Genomic DNA, 17,442 nt, shown 5'->3' on the forward strand with positions numbered 1-17,442 from the left:
CTAAGCGAATGCTTAACTTAGTAGGAATCGACACTTTTTAATGCTAACCGGATTAACGATTCTAAAGACAATGATGTGTCTTTAATCTGCATTATTGCACGACTCGCCTCTTGATTTTTATAACCTAAGGCCACCAATGCTGAAATAGCGTCTTGTTGGTAATGCTGTAAGGATCGAATATTATTTTTATCCGCTTTGTTAGATTGGTTATGGGATAAACTTTTTAAACGATCACGCATTTCGATGATTAATCGTTCGGCGGTTTTTTTACCGATACCTGGAACCTGTTGCAAAGCGCTGACATTCTGTTGCTCAACACAATTAATAAATTCTGCAACTTCTATTTTTGATAAAATACCTAAAGCGACTTTGGGCCCCACACCATTTACTTTTAATAATTGTGTAAATAATGCCCGCTCATTGGATGTGCTAAAACCATACAAAAAATGTCCATCTTCACGCACAATAAACTGTGTATATAAAAAAACTTTTTCTCCACACTCCGGCAATTGATAAAACGTATGCATCGACGCTTGTACTTCATAAGTAAACGCATCGGCCACTTCAATTAATAGATACGGTGGCTGTTTTTCAATCAGTATGCCGCGCAATCGATTAATCATCGTCTTCTTCCTCGGCGAAATCCTTGTTTAAGTCCTCGTCCTCCCGATTGCCGCGCTTGTGCATGACAGATCGCAATCGCCAGCGCATCTGCAGCATCGGCTTGGGGTGAACTGTCTAAATTTAATAACAGTCGTACCATATGTTGTACCTGTTGTTTATTCGCGGCTCCATAACCAACCACCGATTGTTTGACTTGCCTAGCAGAATATTCACTGACGATTAATTTAGCTAAAGCCGCCGCGACTAACGCAGCACCTCGCGCTTGACCTAACTTCAGTGCCGCATTGGCATTGATATGCATAAATACTTGCTCTATAGCGGCTTCATTAGGTTTATATTGTTCAACCACACTTTGTAAACCAGAAAATATTTTTTCCAAGCGTTCAGCAAAAGCCACTTTCGCCACTTTAATGCAGCCGCTATCAAGATAGCTTAATTGTGAACCTTCGACCTGAATAACGCCATAACCGGTGATACAAGAACCAGGATCGATACCTAGAATAATGGCATTTTTACCTAAGCTTGGGGTTTTCTGATTCAACATTAGGCTTGGTTAGTATAGACATTTTGCACATCGTCTAAGTCTTCTAACTGTTCAATTAAGTGATCCAACTTTTCCTGATCCTCATCATTGAGTTCAACTTTCGTACTTGCCAACCAAGTGACTTCACTATTCGCAAGATTTAAATTTTTATCTTGATACAGCTTAGCTAAAGTCGGTAATTGGTTTTCTTCAACCAAGATATCAATACTTTTGTCTGGATAAGTGATAGCGTCTTCCGCACCTTCCTCTAAAGCGATCTCTAAAATACGTTCCTCTTCGGAACCGGGTGGAAAAGTAATCACACCCTTTTTACTAAACAAATAGCCAACCGACCCTGTAGTACCTAAATTACCGCCCGACTTGCTAAACGCATGCCGTATTTCAGCCACGGTACGATTGCGATTATCGGTTAAGGTATCGACTAAAACAGCAACACCTTTGGGACCATAACCTTCGTAGCGGATCTCTTCCATTTGCGCACCATCTAAACCACCTGCTCCACGCTTGGTCGCGCGGTCGATAGTCTCTCTGGTCATATTAGCGGCTAAGGCTTTATCCACCGCTAAACGCAAACGCGGATTACTATTTAAATCACCACCACCCATCCTGGCAGCCACGGTAATTTCGCGGATCAATTTGGTAAATAATTTACCTCGCTTAGCATCTTGTTTATTTTTTCGATGTTGTATGTTTGCCCATTTACTATGTCCTGCCATAAAATTCTCTTATATATATTATATATTGCATTTGAAAATATCGTCATGGCGAGCGAATGTTCATTCGCGTGGCCATCTATGGATTGCCGCGCGCTCCGCGCTCGCAATGACGGTCAATATTCTCGCTGTTCGCAATACGAATTTTAACTTTTCGCATTTTCAAGTTCGAACCGTTTTATAAATTACCTTCACAAAAAATTTGATTATATTGGATGGCCGTCACTAAGGATGTCATCGGTAATAGCCAAATTAAACCAATACCTAAAGTCATCAAGGCCAAAAGACCAAATACCATACTCGTGACGACTATCAAACCGATATTTTTAAACCAATGTTGATTAACTGACTGAAAAGCCAAACCTAAACTTTGTTTGCTGGGTATTTTTTGATCTAAAATAAGCAGCACCGTCATATACACGAGGATCGAAAGATAGAAATATAAAAAGAAACAGATTAAAAAAATTGCCAATAAAAAAATGCTGCCTAAACCTGAGCCTAAATAAGCAATCTGCTGTTTAAATAAAGCGCTATGTAAAAGGATATTGGTGGTTGATATGATAAAACTATTAAACAGATAGAGTAATAATGCAATAATTACTAAAGGTCGCCAGGCCTGACGAAAAGAAAAAACCAAGCTCGCATGGATGGGTTGATTACGTAAATGCTGTAAGGCCATATACGCCAACGAAGCCGTGAATAAAAAACGTAACGCTTCAACGATGGCGACGACAATAAATTTAAGACCTAGCTTTATATTATGGAAAGAAGCAACGTTATGAGCGCTAGCCAATGGCAGTATAAACACATCATATAAAGCCAATACTAAGCCTAATACCAGACAAGCCACCGCCATCACTAGGATAAAATAAAGTAACCCTAGCCAAAAAGAGGCTTTGATCCCTTTGACCCGATACCAAGTTTCCAAAAAGATCGCTTTAATCGGAATACGATAATCGCCACTAGTGGCTTTGATAAAATTCGGTGGTGTAGAATTAGACATAAGACAAGCTTTTATCCAAAAAAATGTGCTGATACTGAATGGCTATCAATAACGCTATCACTGGCAGCAACCAAGTTAAACCCACGCCCGCATAAAATAAAATGGCAATAACCAAACCTAAAATAACCAACAATGACGCCAATGCAAAATTTTTAACTATTGATCGGCTATACGTCAGTGTTATCTTTTTATAGCCTATGATTAAAATAGGCGCTAATGCCCCCAGCGCAAAAAAACCTAACTTCTTATAGTAAGCAAATTCAATAGAAAAAAATAAATTTGCCAGATCTATCCAAATCGCTGCGTACACCACACTCGCCAAAAACATTAAAATAAGATTCTTAACCAGGTGTTGATTAATGGACTTAAAGGCGCAAGCTAAACTATTTTTAAGCGTCAATTGTTGATCTAAAACCAGTAAACTCGCCATGAAAGCGACTACCGTTAAATAAGTGTACAACAAGATGGCTAAAAAAATATGCGCGCCATAACCCAGCGCAAAAATTGGCCTGCTTAAGTCTTGGGGAAGCAGTGGATATAAATGTATCGCTCGAAAAACAAAAAGTAAACCATAGTGTACCGCTCTACTCAGTAGATAAAATAATACGCTAATAAACAACAAGCTTCGCCAATTTTTAAAAAAAGTAAAAATCATCATTACTTTAGTTGGCTGATTTCGAATGTGATGTAAGGCTAAAAAAGCCAATGAAGCCGTGAATAAAAAACGAAAAATTTCCAGGATAGCAATTCCAAACATGGCTATACTAGTCGGAATGGGAACTTTAGTTAAATGTCCAAACCACATAACGAAATCATACAATCTTGTCAATAATCCAATCGTACCTACCAATATTAAAATAATCAGACCAAAACCTTGCCAAAAAGCTTTAGGCATCTTGAGAAGTTGTTGCCCTGTTTCACTAAAGATTGACTTAATCGATATACGATAATCACCTGTGACGGCTTTTACCAAATTGGGCGATAAAAAATTAGACATAAGACAAGCCTTTATCAGAAAAAATATGCTGATACTGAATGGTTATCAATAATGCTATCACTGGCAGTAGCCAAATTAAACCTATATTTGAAAAAAACAATTCTAAAACAACTAAACCTAAAATCACTTTTAGTATTATCAAAGTGATATTTTTCATACGCGACCGTTTAGTCTGGAGTGCCATTTTTTTATACAACATAAACAAAATAGCCATGAACATCCCTGGCAAAAGAATTAAATAGGCAAATAAACTATATCCACTTCTGATACTGAAAAAAAGATTAAAGGTATCACTCCCTGCGCCCATATACGCCCAACTCGCTAAGAAGAGTAAAAGCATATTTTTTAAGGGATGTCGATTGATTGACTTAAAGGCAATATATAGGCTTTTTTTAAAAGTCATTTTTTTATCTAAAATGAGTAAGCCCGCCATAAATGCAACTGCCATAAAATAGGTATACAAAAAAACGGCTAAAAAAGTATGTGCGCCATAAGCTAGCGCAATCATTGGAAAGTCTTGTGATGGAAGCAATGGATATAAATGCATCGCTCGAAAAACAAAAACTAAGCCATAGCGTAGAATGCTATTCACTAGATAAAGTAATGCACTAATCAATAATAAACTTCGCCAATTTTTTAAAAAAGCAAACACCATGGTGACTTTAATAGGCTGATTTCGAATTTGATTTAAGACTAAAAAGGCCAAAGAAACGATTAACAATGTACGCAAAATTTGTATTATCGCTGCAGTAAAAGTGTTAAGTAGCCCTTTAAGGCTATTTAACACATGTAACGTATGCAAATTCGGTAACTGAGCTTGATAATTTTGAAAATGTATTAATCCTATATCATACCAGCGCAATAAAAAATCCATAAAAATAGTCGTGCCCAATAACACTAGGAACATTAAGCCAAATGCTTGCCAAAAAGCTTTTGGCATTTGGAGAAGCTGTCGCCACGTTTCTACCCACAAGCTCTTGATCGGAATTTCATATTCACCTTTAGTGGCCTTAACTACCGATGGTGGCAAAGAATCAGACATGGGAAATACCGATTATTATTTTTTTCGAATCTGTAACGATAACTCTTTTAATTGTTGCTCGGAAACCGGACTGGGTGCGCGCGTCAACGGGCAGCTCGCCGTTTGTGTTTTTGGAAAAGCAATCACATCACGTATCGATTTTGCGCCTGTCATCAACATCACCAAACGATCCAGTCCAAAGGCCAAGCCACCGTGCGGTGGACAACCAAATCTCAGCGCTTCGAGTAAAAAACCAAACTTTTCTTTTTGCTCGGCTTCATTAATATTTAATAAATTAAACACCGCCGATTGCAGATGTGTGTCATGAATACGGATCGATCCACCACCAATTTCACAACCGTTTAATACCATATCATAAGCTCTGGATAAGCATGATCCTGGATTAGCTTGTAACTCAGCCGCATCATTGACCTTTGGTGCAGTAAATGGATGATGCAAGGCTTGCCAGCGTTTTTCTTGTGCGTCATATTCAAATAATGGAAAGTCCACTACCCACAACGGCAACCATGCATCCTTAACACAGTTAAAATCATGACCCAATTTGACACGCAAAGCACCTAAGGATTCACTGACTATTTTTGCTGTGCCCGCACCAAAGAAAATAATATCGCCCTTTTCTGCCGCCACGCGTTGCAATATTGCTTTGACAGTGGCTTCTGGAATAAATTTTAAGATCGGTGACTGTAGACCTTCAAGTCCCAATGCAGGATCCAAGACTTTAATATAAGCCAAGCCTTTAGCACCAAAGATAGCCACGTATTGTGTATACTCTTCAATCGCTTTACGACTCAAATCTGCGCCTTTAGGAATGCGTAAAGCAGTCACTCGTCCTTGTGCATCATTGGCCGGTCCCGAAAAAACCTTAAACTCGATGTCTTTTACCAAATCAGCAGTATCCACTAACTCAAATGGAATACGCAAATCAGGTTTATCACTCCCATAGCGTTGCATGGCTGTTGCGTAAGTCATGCGTGGGAAAGGATCCGGTAAATTCACCTCTAATAATTCTTTAAATATATGCCGGATCAAGGATTCATTTAATGTTTGTATATCTTCTTCATTACAAAACGACATTTCCATATCTAGCTGTGTAAATTCAGGTTGCCGATCGGCACGCAAATCCTCATCGCGAAAACAACGCACGATTTGATAGTAACGATCAAATCCTGACATCATCAATAATTGCTTAAATAATTGTGGCGATTGCGGTAGCGCATAAAACTCACCCGGATGAACACGACTCGGTACCAAATAATCACGCGCCCCTTCAGGTGTGGCTTTAGTCAACACCGGTGTTTCGATATCTAAAAATCCTCTTTCATCAAAAAAACGCCGCATCAATTGCACCACTCGTGTCCGCAAACGAAAACGTTCCTGAACTTCAGGACGACGCAAATCTAGGTAACGATAACGTAATGCCACTTCTTCACTCACAGGTGTATAGGCATCAATGGAAATCGGTAACGGTGCGGAAGTATTCAAAATGTTTAATTTTGTCGCCTGTAATTCTATTGTTCCAGATTTTAAATTAACATTTTCAGTCCCTTCAGGACGTAAACGTATTTTCCCGCTAATTTGCACCACATATTCATTACGTAATGTTTCTGCTTGCTTAAAAAGATCAGCCTGTTCGGGATTAAAAACTACTTGCAAAATCCCACTCCGATCGCGCAAATCGATAAAAATAATGCCACCATGATCACGCCGATGATGAACCCAACCACAGACTTGCGCGGTTTCATTAACTAAATTTTGATTCAATTGCTGATTATAATGTGTTCTTTGCATAATATTTTCAATTTAAGAGGATTTTTCATCCGATTTATCGGCTTTACTGGTTTTATCCGCAGGTTTTGCTGCTGCAGTTTCTTTTGTTTTGGCTTCTTTACCAGGTTCTTTATTTGCTTCCACCGGTTTACTAGTAGCATCCTCAGTTTTAGTTTTCTCTGAATTATCCTTTTTAGCCGGTGGATTTTTAAAATCTGTCACATACCAGCCACTCCCCTTTAAATGGAAAGCCGATGCCGAAATCAATTTCTTCAGCGCGGGTTCTTTACAAACCGGACAATCAGTTAAAGGCTCTTCGCTAAAGCTTTGTATCGTATCAAACGTATGACCACAGGCCTTACATTGATACTCATAAATAGGCATGGTGTTCCTCACATGTGTTACATTCATTCGGATATGGGTTTAAACGGTGAACCGATAGGATAGATTCCATGCGGCTCAAGCATAAGCGGCATTTTAATCCAGTGTTTACACTTTGGCCAGTCTGATCTCTCGCTATCTTTTCAGTGAGGGGCAATCAAGTCGGGAAGCATTTTGCCAATTTTTAATGACAGCAAGGTCTTCTTGAAGTAAAGCAGTATTATCGCTGAGCTTTTCTTGACAGATAAAATAATTATGTTTCTTAGGCCTATGGCATGGCATCATAGCAGCCTGTCCATGATGAGCAGCGACAAGATAGACATTTTCGGCGCTTAGATTTCCGGGGCCCGCATATAAACAATTATAAAGCCTTAACAAATTAGTCTTGATAAATTGATATAATCTATCGAACCAACAGGAATAAGCCAATTCTTGGATTTTGTCATGCAACTCGGTTATTCTTTTCGCAAAACAATCAAACTCCTGCTTCTGCGTAGATTTTGGTATCAGTTTACCGACACTATATTGCTGATTGGGATTAGGATCAAAAGGATCATAATCGCGATCGTTGGGTTTAGGAAGTGTAAATTCCCAAGCCGCTTTAAATTTTTTCCAATGTTCATTCAAAACCTCTATTCTTCCATTGATCGCATCGATATCTTGATCCTTAATCTTAGCGGAAGCAATTAAATTCCCTATATGCGCACTATATTTATTCCATATGTCTTCGGTTTTTTTAATGCCTTCTTTTACACGTAATACATCTATTTGACAGTGTTGATAATCCAGATATTTTTTTTGCAATTCTTGTTCCTCACTTTTCATAGTAAACCTCCCTAGATTTTCATTTTCCTGGATTGCCGCGCGCTTCGCGCTCGCAATGACGAGTAAATGCCTTATCTAGCATAGCTTACATCCTTCTTTTTCTTTGCACTAGTCGCGAAACTCCTAAATAATTGAACTTGATAAAAAAAAAAGCTACTCATACTATAGTAAGCTTTAGTCATTTAAAAAATAGTCGGGACTATCCATTATGCACAGCAGTCATCTGTATTTACCCACGCTCAAAGAAGCACCGGCCGATGCCGAGATCAAAAGCCATCAATTAATGTTGCGCGCCGGCATGATCCGTAAACTGGCTACTGGAATTTATACCTGGCTGCCTTTGGGTTTACGCGTGTTACGCAAAGTCGAAGCCATCGTGCGTGAAGAAATGAATCGTATCAATGGCCAAGAGGTGCTGATGCCCAATCTGCAACCGGCGGAGCTTTGGCAAGAATCGGAACGTTGGGATGCCTACGGTCCAGAATTACTACGCATTACTGATAGACATCAACGCTGGTTTTGCTTTGGACCCACACATGAAGAAGTCATTACCTCGTTAGTGCGTAATGAAGTCCGTAGTTACAAACAATTACCACTGATTTTTTATCAAATACAGACTAAGTTTCGCGATGAAATTCGTCCACGTTTTGGCGTGATGCGCGCACGTGAATTTATTATGAAAGATGCATACTCGTTTCATCGGGATAAAGCTTCCTTGGCAGCAACCTATCAGACCATGCATGATAGTTATTGCCGAATTTTCACGCGTTTAGGATTAAAATTTCGTGCGGTCCTAGCCGATACCGGCAATATCGGCGGCAGTCAATCACAAGAATTTCAAGTATTGGCGCAAATCGGCGAAGATCAAATTTTTTATAGTGATAGTAGCGATTACGCTGCAAACGCCGAACTGGCTGAAAGTCTAGTCGTCAATCAACGCCCTGCTGCTACTGCACCACTCAAGAAAGAAAAAACACCTGGTACAAAAACCATTGCGGCAGTTTGTGAATTTTTAAAAATTGATCCTCAACATTGCGTCAAACTATTAATGGTGAAGGGAAAAAAACACCCTTTAATCGGTCTTATACTGCGTGGCGATCACGAATTAAATCCCACCAAACTCGCTAAAATAGCCGAGATTGCACATCCACTAACCTTTGCTGAAGAAGCAGATATCTTAAAACTAACCGGAGTCGCTGTTGGTTACTTAGGTCCGGTCGGTTTACCATCGATACCTTTAATCGTCGATCGTTCAGCGGCTGTGTTGGCTGATTTTGTCTGTGGTGCTAATGAAGAAGGTTTTCATTACACGCATGTAAATTGGGAACGTGATTGCCCGCTGCCCCCGGTCGCCGATTTGCGTCAAGTACAAGTCGGTGATCCCAGTCCGGATGGGAAAGGACATTTAAAAATGCAACGTGGTATCGAAGTCGGACATATTTTTCAACTCGGTAATAAATATAGTCTCGCGATGAATGCCAACATAACGACCGAAGATGGCAGTTTACTGCCGATGGAAATGGGATGTTATGGGATTGGTGTATCGCGCATCGTCGGCGCCGCTATCGAACAAAATCATGATGAACAAGGTATCATTTGGCCACAAGCCATGGCTCCGTTTCAAGTAGTGATAGTACCCATTGCCTATCATCGCTCTGAACAGGTTAAACATGCGGCCGATGCACTCTATAAACAACTGCGTGATGCAGACATAGACGTCTTACTCGATGATCGAGCGGAGCGTCCCGGCTTACTGTTTGCTGACAATGATCTCATCGGTATTCCACATCGTTTAGTCATCAGTGAAAAAACTTTGCAAGAAAAAGTCATTGCCTACAAAGCAAGAACCGAAAAAACAGAGCATATAGTAAACATGCAAGATATTATGGATTTTTTGCAGCAAAAATTAACCCAATAAAAACGATTCAATAAAAGGAAAAATTAAGTGAACTATTGGTTGATGAAATCTGAACCCACCTGTTTTAGCATCCAGGATCTAGCCAAGCGCTCTCATCAAACAGAACCCTGGGATGGTGTACGAAACTATCAAGCGCGAAATTTTCTTCAAGCGATGAGAAAAGGTGATCTGGCTTTTTTTTATCATTCAAGTTGTCCTACGCCGGGTATCGTTGGCATGATCAAAATAGTTAATTCTGCTTATCCGGATAAAACCGCCTTGCAAGTCGGTGATCATCATTATGATCCTAAAAGCACAGTGAGTAAGCCTCGTTGGGTTAGCGTGGATGTACAATTAATACGCATTTTTAAATCGATTATTTCTTTAGAAGATTTAAAAAGCCAAGCGGCGCTAAAAGGAATGCGTTTATTACAAAAAGGCAATCGATTATCGGTCATGCCGCTGACAGCATTTGAATGGCAGCATATTATGGCTCGAGAGCATAATCGATAAACTTAAAGCTTTTGACCTCTATTTAAAATCATCTGTATTCAATATAATAATCTCTACTCACAATAATAATCTACTTAGGGAAAAGTAAAATATGTCTATTACCAATTGGCCTGTAAAAGAACGTCCACGTGAAAAATTACTCTCTCAAGGTGCCGCTGTCTTATCTGACGCAGAATTGTTGGCCCTATTCGTTCGTACCGGTGTCCGTGGAAAAACTGCCCTAGATATTAGTCGCGATCTCCTATTACAATTTGGAAACTTACGGAACATCGTTGCAGCCAATTTAGAACAGTTTTCAAAGACGCTGGGTTTAGGTCTAGCGAAATATGTCCAGATTCAAGCCGCTAAAGAATTAGCAACTCGCTGTTTGCAAGAAAATCTCGAACAACGGAATACCTTTGAAAATCCGCACGATGTTTACCAATATTTAACGCATAAGTTGCGATCCTATCCTTATGAAGTCTTTAGCTGTTTATTTTTGGATAACGCTCACCGCTTTATTCATTTTAAAGAGCTGTTTCATGGCAGTATTAACGAAGCAGCCGTATACCCTCGCGAGCTGGTCCGGCAGGTCTATCAACATAATGCTGCGGCAGTCATTTTGGCCCACAACCACCCTTCCGGCATTGCTAAGCCGAGTGAGGCAGACAAAAGGATTACACAGGAAATTAAATCTATTTTATCAGCAATTGATGTACGCCTATTGGACCATATCATTATCGGAGAAGGCTGTATGACCTCTTTTGCAACTCAAGGTCTGTTGTAAATCTTTTGACAGTTTGCCGCATTTTTGGTATAAAAGCGGGCAATATTCGAAGCTAATCTGCATTGGGGACATTATATATGGCTAGGGTCTGTCAGGTAACGGGTAAAAAGCCCATGGTGGGACACAATGTATCTCACTCTAACCGAAAAACTAAACGTCGTTTTCAGATTAATTTGCATGTGCGTCGCCTTTGGGTAGCTGCCGAAAAGCGCTTTGTTACATTAAAAATAACTGCAGATGGTTTGCGTACTATTGAGAAGCAAGGTATCGACAAAGTACTAGCTACGCTACGTCAGCGCGGCGAAAAAGTTTAAACGGGAAAGCACATCATGCGTGATAAAATTAAGTTAAAATCAACGGCCAGCGCTTATTACTATACAACCAGTAAAAATAAGAAAGCCACGCCGAATAAATTAAAATTTAAAAAATATGATCCTATCACTCGCAAACACGAAATGTTTGAAGAGGATAAGATTAAATAATTTTTTTCCGCCAATCTAAAACCGCTTATTTATCTAATTAAATTTGATCTGATAGTTGCCGATTTTGTAGAGCAACCTCAGATCAAATTTAGTTTGATAGTCTTGTCCTTTTCCTTAAATCATGCGAGTAGAAATTTTCACGTTAAGAAAAATTTAAGGATCTAAATATATAATTACTTTTAATTATCAACTATAAGTAATTTTGTGATTCCATCTAAAAATAACCCTGCCCTATTATCTGAACGATCCGAACGTTCGCTCAAAACACTCAATGATTTTACTGATTTTGTAAGCGCAATGGAGATAAATGTTACAGAATCTACACATTTTAAAAAAGATGCCATTAAAATCATTAACTGCCTAAAATTTATTAAGATCAACTTAGCGTTTATTGGTTATGCAGTTGAAAACCGATCCGATCCTCAACTCTATACGTATGAAACAGATAAAGCAAAAGGAGTTATTCGAGACTTTCATAACACGAGCATACACTTAAATAGTTATCATACTAAAGAGGATGTTCAGTCTGCCTTAGAAAACTTAGTTCAACAGTTCGAAAATGCTATTGAAGCGATGCAAGCGCTTGGGAAACTAGAGCTTTTCGCTCGCCAATTGCAATTTGATCGAGATATTGGTTGTATCGAGGCACGTACAGCAAAAGCACTTTTATTTGCTGCGGTTTGTATGAGCAGCCCCTCTCACTCTTTGGATCAGTTAATGGCACAATGCCTATTTATGCCTGAAGATGATGAGACAGAGATACTCAAGAAAGCCAATGCTTTTTTTAAGCCTTTTATCGGCCAAGTGTGCATTTGGAAAAATAAAGATTATATTATTGATGAAGTCTTAATTAAACAATACTTAACAGAAGCTTTCGGTATTAAACTCCCTAGTAAAGAGTTTGAAACAATTAAAAATTTATTTGAAAACTTTACATTTTTAGAAAAAATAACCTGGCTAAAAGGGTCATTACCAATAAAATCTTTTGAAGTATGTACTCTATTGTTAGAAGAAATAGAGAAAATAAATAAAATAGAATCTTCTAAGCTTAATGTTATAGAAAAGCTTGGTTTTTTTTGGGAACATTTTATCGTAAGTTTTGATAAATTTCGCGATTCTTTTGTATTACCACTGTTCGTAACAATAACAGCCATAGCGGGAATAGCGTTAATAACGATAGGATTAATATTTCTGCCAGGGTTAGTATTAGGATTAAGCATACTTTGTTTAACTCTTTGTCTTACGCTTACGTGCATAAGGGAAGGAAATTTAATTGAAAATTTTTTGATATCGGGATTTTTTTTTTCATGCCCGTTGTTACTGAGTGCCATTTTGATGGTAATGGCTGCAGGAGTAATAGTCAGCGCAGTAATTTCCTTAGTCACTTTTATTTCAAACAAACGACTTGAATCCCTAGTCCCCAATCAAGAATTATTGTTTACCCAATGTATAGATGACTATTTTGAAGGTAAAGGGAATATATTATCTGGAAAATTAATCCATTTATTTGAGGACCATGTAGGAAAAAAATCGGAATTAACTGAAAAAGAAACCGCTGTTTTGAGAGCTATAGAGATAAAGGAAGAAAATTTTTATTTTACCAAAATGAATGCCCATGAAATTTGGCAAAAAGGCGTAAAATCTTGGAATCATTATCGCTATTTACGGGAAAACAACGATCTTGTTACTCAGGTTGTGTTAATGGATTTGCTGTCAATTAATCGATTATTTCAGGGGTCTACTTCCCCTTTTTATGAGAACGGTATTCTACAACAGATAGCAAATTATCCTAACGCTTTTAAAGAAATAGATAATTCTGTTTCAAATAATAAAGTGCTCGCTAAGGTCATTAAACCAAAAGATTACCCATTATTTATCAAACAATTAGAAAATTTAAATTATCGAGCGCATTTACGTAAACCTATTGCTAATCCGACACACAAATTTGTTCACCTAAGCGGAGAAATCGTAACATATATCAAAAAAAAATGTCCGAATAAAGAATATACACACACCAAGAAAACATCGACAACATTACTTTCTTCACTAAATAATACGCTACTTTTTGGTGAACGTCATAATATCGCATCTAATTTAGTAGGTTTTTTATTTGATCAAGAAAAATGTAAAATAAAAGCGCGTCTCACTCAAGATTCTGGGACTTATAACCATGGTTGGATAGGTAATAAACCTACTGTATTAAACTATCAAACTTATATGAGAGGACGCAATGAAATTGATGAAGAGGCCTTTATAATTAAAATCCAAGAAACCGATCAAACCAATGAAGTTTTAGCGCAATTGAATAAAGATGCATTATTGGCCATTGTGATAGGACAGGATACTGATGAAACACGTAACTTAGCTATTACACGTCAAAATGAAATTAAAGAGAAATTTTCTATCGTTTTGCCTATTATCTTTTATTCTTCCTCAGAAAAGTCTATAAAGCTCTATGAATGGAAAGAAATACTCTACGAAAAATATTTTTTGGAACGAAAAAAACAAAATCTATTGAAACTTCATCAGGATTGTTTAGCGAAACATTGGAATCTCGGATTTTTTAGTAGAACTCGTATTGCAGAGAAACGGGTTCCTAAAGCGGTGTGTTTTCTAAATGATAAGATAGATGAACTAAAATCATATAAACAAAACGACTATTATAGGTGGGCTCGTGCCGCTCTAGATGTAAAAGATGAATTTAATCGGAAATCCAAACAAAATACTTTTTTTAGATTTTTGTGCAGACGTTCGCAGGATACCGTTGCCTTCTATCAAAATGCATACACTCAACAAGGATGATTTTTCGTATTTATTACACTACTCTCTTAAATGTAATTCTTGCCGCTATTAATTCTTAATTTCCGGACGCATCAAGGGAAACAAAATAACATCTCGGATCGATGCCGAATCAGTGAATAACATCGCTAAGCGATCGATACCTATACCCTCTCCTGCGGTGGGTGGTAAACCATATTCCAATGCTTGTATATATTCTTCATCATAAGGCATTGCTTCTAAATCGCCCGCTGATTTAGCTAAACTTTGCTGTTTGAAACGCGCTGCTTGATCTTCCGGATCATTTAACTCAGAAAATCCATTCGCTAGTTCCCGACCTCCAATGTAGAGTTCAAAACGATCCGCTAACTGTGGATCTTTATTACTACGTCTGGCCAAAGGCGACACATCAATAGGGTACTCGGTAATAAAGGTGGGTTGCTTTAATTTTTGCTCAACGGCTTCTTCAAACACAGCAAACTGCAATTGTCCGATAGATTCACTCACTGGAATTTTTAGATCAGCGGCAATTTTTTGCAAAGAGGGTAACTCAGTCAACTGTTGCAATTGCCATTGCGGATTATATTCGAGTATGGCATTAACCACACTGAGGCGTTTAAAAGGCTGGGACAAATCATAGGTCTCGCCTTGATAGGTCAATTGTTCAGTAGCCAAAATAGCTTGCGCTAACTCGCGAATTAATTGTTCAGTTAAATCCATTAAATCGTGATAATCGGCATAAGCTTGGTAAAACTCCAACATCGTGAACTCAGGATTATGTCGAGTCGAAAGCCCCTCGTTACGAAAATTACGATTAATCTCAAAAACTTTTTCCATACCACCCACGACTAAGCGTTTTAAATGTAACTCTGGCGCCACACGCAGAAATAATTCCATATCTAAGGCATTATGATGTGTGATGAAAGGTCTGGCCAAAGCACCACCAGGTAACACATGCATCATTGGGGTTTCCACTTCAACAAAACCCCGCTGGTTTAAAAACTGACGGATTCTGTTAATAAGTTGCGAACGTATTTGAAATGTTTTGCGAGTTTTTTCGTTGGTCATCAGATCCAAATAGCGTTGTCGATAACGTTGTTCCTTATCTGATTCTGAAAGTCCATGAAATTTATCCGGTAATGGCCGCAGGGATTTACTTAGTAAATAAACTTTTTCTGCTTTAACGGAAAGTTGCTTGGTTTTAGTACGAAACAATACCCCTTTAATACCCACAATATCGCCCAAGTCCAAACGTTTAACCGCTTCAAAATCTTCTAATCCGATGTTGTCTTGCTTAACATAGACCTGCATTTTTCCGGACATATCTTGAATATCGAGAAATAAACTTTTACCCATATCGCGTTTTAACATAATCCGGCCAGCAAGTCGGACAGACAAATGCTTTTGCTCTAATTGTTCGGTATTGGCTTGTTCATATTGGCTATATAAATCAGCCGCCAAGTTATCACGGCGGAAATGATTCGGATAAGCCTCTCCGATGTGTCGTAGTTCGTTTAATTTTGCAAGACGTAGTGCAAATAAATCTTCAGCATTATTCGTGGTCGTTTCTTTTTCATGGCTCATGTTAATTTTTTCCAAACTGATTCAACTGCGAAAAGTATAGCTATAACCCTGCTTTTAAACTAGCGATTAAAAAAGGATTAAGATGACCGTTTAACACTGCTTGCGTATTACCTGTTTCCACACCGGTACGCAGATCTTTAATCCGCGCATCATCCAATACGTAAGATCGAATCTGGCTACCCCAGCCGATATCGCGTTTCAAAGACTCTTGGCTTTGTTTTTCTTCCGCACGTTTACGACATTCTAATTCATATAATTTTGCACGTAATTGCTTCATCGCTTGGTCACGGTTTTTATGTTGTGAACGATCGCTTTGTGATTGCACCACTACACCGCTAGGCATATGTGTGATACGCACGGCTGAATCAGTACGATTGACATGCTGCCCCCCCGCTCCACTAGCGCGATAAGTATCGATACGTAAATCGGCGGGGTTAATTTCAATGTCGATGGTGTCATCCACTTCCGGTGACACAAATACGGCGGCGAATGAAGTATGACGACGTTTATTCGCATCGAAAGGAGATAAACGAACTAAACGATGCACGCCGGTTTCGGTACGTAACCAACCATAAGCATATTCACCCTCAAACTTAATCGTTGCACTTTTTATTCCTGCCACTTCACCGGCAGACACTTCGATTAAGTCGACTTTAAAATGATTTTGCTCTCCCCAACGCAGATACATACGTAATAACATTTCTGCCCAATCTTGCGCTTCGGTGCCACCTGAACCGGATTGGATTTCTAAATACGCAGAATTTTTATCTAATTCGCGTGGAAACATCCGTCTGAATTCGAGTTGTTCCAGTCGTGCTTCTAGTGTTTGTAATTCTTGCGGCAGCGTGGCTAATAGATCTTCAGCCCCTTCATTAATCGCCAAGTCATGCAAATCTTTAATATCGCTAAGACCCTTATCTAATTGCTGAAAGGTGTCAACGATTTGCTGCAACTGCGCACGTTGTTTGCCTAATTGTTGCGCTTTTTCAGGTTGATTCCAAATGTGGGGATCTTGTAGTTCTTGTTCTAATTCTTGGAGTTGTTCAAGTTTGGTTGGATAGTCAAAGGTACCTCCGTAATTCCATACTACGGTTTTCAAGTTCTTTGATTTTTTGAATGATAGGTGCCGTTTCAAACATAAAGAATAACGATGTGAACTAAAGAAAAATTATTTTTTAATGCGCTCTATTTAAGATCGTGGTCAGCACACCAAGAATACTTATTCCGACCGCCATCACGCCGCCTAATCGAATGGTGAGATCTTTTTTAACTAGCTCTATATTTCTTGATAAGCCTTCTATATCGTGGGTCAAATCTTTTTTCATAGCTAACATATCTTGCCGCAAATCCTTGATGTCTTGCTTAGATGCTAAATTATTTTCCATAACTTCTTTAAATGCTTCGGCTTGAATTTCGGCAACGTTCTCTGCAACACCGGCTTCTCTAAGTTTTTTAACATACTGTAACGTATCAAAAAATATTGGATTGCTCATAAACACTATCCTGTTTTTATTTTTATAAACTTA

Annotated in this window: 18 protein-coding genes; 6 read left to right on the forward strand and 12 right to left on the reverse strand. The window is 38.6% G+C overall.

All coding sequences use genetic code 11. The features are described from left to right. Positions 1-17 precede the first annotated feature (17 nt). The 9 genes from ruvA to AAHH40_RS04300 form a co-directional block, all read right to left on the reverse strand. Entirely contained in the window at positions 18-623 is a 606-nt protein-coding gene (gene ruvA, locus AAHH40_RS04260) for a Holliday junction branch migration protein RuvA (RefSeq protein WP_342219454.1), read from the reverse strand. Then, the gene (gene ruvC / locus AAHH40_RS04265) at positions 620-1,168 is read right to left on the reverse strand and encodes a crossover junction endodeoxyribonuclease RuvC (RefSeq protein WP_342219455.1); all 549 of its coding nucleotides are present in this window, start codon (positions 1,166-1,168) and stop codon (positions 620-622) included. Before ruvC ends, ruvA begins: the two co-directional genes overlap by 4 nt. Next, positions 1,168-1,884, reverse strand: coding sequence for a YebC/PmpR family DNA-binding transcriptional regulator (locus AAHH40_RS04270; RefSeq protein WP_342219456.1), 717 nt, complete (start codon positions 1,882-1,884; stop codon positions 1,168-1,170). Before AAHH40_RS04270 ends, ruvC begins: the two co-directional genes overlap by 1 nt. 175 nt (positions 1,885-2,059) lie before the next feature. Beyond that, on the reverse strand, positions 2,060-2,884 hold the full coding sequence (locus AAHH40_RS04275) for a hypothetical protein (RefSeq protein WP_342219457.1): 825 nt from the start codon (positions 2,882-2,884) through the stop codon (positions 2,060-2,062). Beyond that, complete coding sequence (locus tag AAHH40_RS04280; RefSeq protein WP_342219458.1) at positions 2,877-3,881, reverse strand: hypothetical protein; 1,005 nt, start codon at positions 3,879-3,881, stop codon at positions 2,877-2,879. Before AAHH40_RS04280 ends, AAHH40_RS04275 begins: the two co-directional genes overlap by 8 nt. Further along, positions 3,874-4,923 carry a hypothetical protein gene (locus tag AAHH40_RS04285; RefSeq protein ID WP_342219459.1) on the reverse strand — a complete coding sequence of 350 codons (1,050 nt, stop codon included), beginning with the start codon at positions 4,921-4,923 and terminating at the stop codon, positions 3,874-3,876. The genes AAHH40_RS04280 and AAHH40_RS04285 overlap by 8 nt, the downstream gene beginning before the upstream one ends. Before the next feature lie 15 nt (positions 4,924-4,938). Then, on the reverse strand, positions 4,939-6,711 hold the full coding sequence (aspS, locus tag AAHH40_RS04290; RefSeq protein WP_342219460.1) for an aspartate--tRNA ligase: 1,773 nt from the start codon (positions 6,709-6,711) through the stop codon (positions 4,939-4,941). 12 nt (positions 6,712-6,723) lie between these two features. Beyond that, positions 6,724-7,074 (reverse strand): zinc ribbon domain-containing protein, encoded by a 351-nt coding sequence (locus AAHH40_RS04295; protein WP_342219461.1) that lies wholly within the window; start codon positions 7,072-7,074, stop codon positions 6,724-6,726. Between the two features lie 132 nt (positions 7,075-7,206). Continuing rightward, the gene (locus tag AAHH40_RS04300) at positions 7,207-7,896 is read right to left on the reverse strand and encodes a hypothetical protein (protein WP_342219462.1); all 690 of its coding nucleotides are present in this window, start codon (positions 7,894-7,896) and stop codon (positions 7,207-7,209) included. 208 nt (positions 7,897-8,104) lie between these two features. On the opposite strand from AAHH40_RS04300, the gene AAHH40_RS04305 reads away from it, so the two are divergent. The 6 genes from AAHH40_RS04305 (at position 8,105) to AAHH40_RS04330 (ending at position 14,356) form a co-directional block, all read left to right on the forward strand. Continuing rightward, positions 8,105-9,814, forward strand: coding sequence for a proline--tRNA ligase (locus tag AAHH40_RS04305; protein ID WP_342219463.1), 1,710 nt, complete (start codon positions 8,105-8,107; stop codon positions 9,812-9,814). 27 nt (positions 9,815-9,841) lie between these two features. Beyond that, positions 9,842-10,306 (forward strand): EVE domain-containing protein, encoded by a 465-nt coding sequence (locus tag AAHH40_RS04310; protein ID WP_342219464.1) that lies wholly within the window; start codon positions 9,842-9,844, stop codon positions 10,304-10,306. A gap of 91 nt (positions 10,307-10,397) precedes the next feature. After that, entirely contained in the window at positions 10,398-11,072 is a 675-nt protein-coding gene (radC, locus tag AAHH40_RS04315) for a RadC family protein (RefSeq protein WP_342219465.1), read from the forward strand. Between the two features lie 77 nt (positions 11,073-11,149). Beyond that, a complete protein-coding gene (gene rpmB / locus AAHH40_RS04320) occupies positions 11,150-11,386 on the forward strand; it encodes a 50S ribosomal protein L28 (protein WP_342219466.1) in 237 nt (78 codons plus the stop codon). 15 nt (positions 11,387-11,401) lie between these two features. Beyond that, on the forward strand, positions 11,402-11,554 hold the full coding sequence (gene rpmG, locus AAHH40_RS04325) for a 50S ribosomal protein L33 (RefSeq protein ID WP_339049490.1): 153 nt from the start codon (positions 11,402-11,404) through the stop codon (positions 11,552-11,554). A gap of 204 nt (positions 11,555-11,758) precedes the next feature. After that, positions 11,759-14,356 (forward strand): hypothetical protein, encoded by a 2,598-nt coding sequence (locus tag AAHH40_RS04330; RefSeq protein WP_342219467.1) that lies wholly within the window; start codon positions 11,759-11,761, stop codon positions 14,354-14,356. 48 nt (positions 14,357-14,404) lie between these two features. Here the strand turns inward: AAHH40_RS04330 and lysS are convergent, their stop codons facing one another. From lysS to AAHH40_RS04345, 3 genes are all read right to left on the reverse strand, one after another. Continuing rightward, positions 14,405-15,916, reverse strand: a complete 1,512-nt coding sequence (gene lysS / locus AAHH40_RS04335; protein ID WP_342219468.1) for a lysine--tRNA ligase — start codon at positions 15,914-15,916, stop codon at positions 14,405-14,407. Between the two features lie 40 nt (positions 15,917-15,956). Next, a protein-coding gene (prfB, locus tag AAHH40_RS04340) for a peptide chain release factor 2 (RefSeq protein WP_342219469.1) occupies positions 15,957-17,055 on the reverse strand; the annotation gives its coding sequence in 2 pieces (ribosomal slippage) (positions 15,957-16,979 and positions 16,981-17,055; 1,098 coding nt in all). 36 nt (positions 17,056-17,091) lie between these two features. Next, positions 17,092-17,409: a hypothetical protein gene (locus AAHH40_RS04345; protein WP_342219470.1), complete on the reverse strand. Its 318-nt coding sequence runs from the start codon at positions 17,407-17,409 to the stop codon at positions 17,092-17,094. Positions 17,410-17,442: the final 33 nt, after the last annotated feature.

It is taken from the genome of Rickettsiella endosymbiont of Miltochrista miniata, assembly GCF_964031245.1.
Taxonomy (GTDB): Bacteria; Pseudomonadota; Gammaproteobacteria; order Diplorickettsiales; family Diplorickettsiaceae; genus Aquirickettsiella.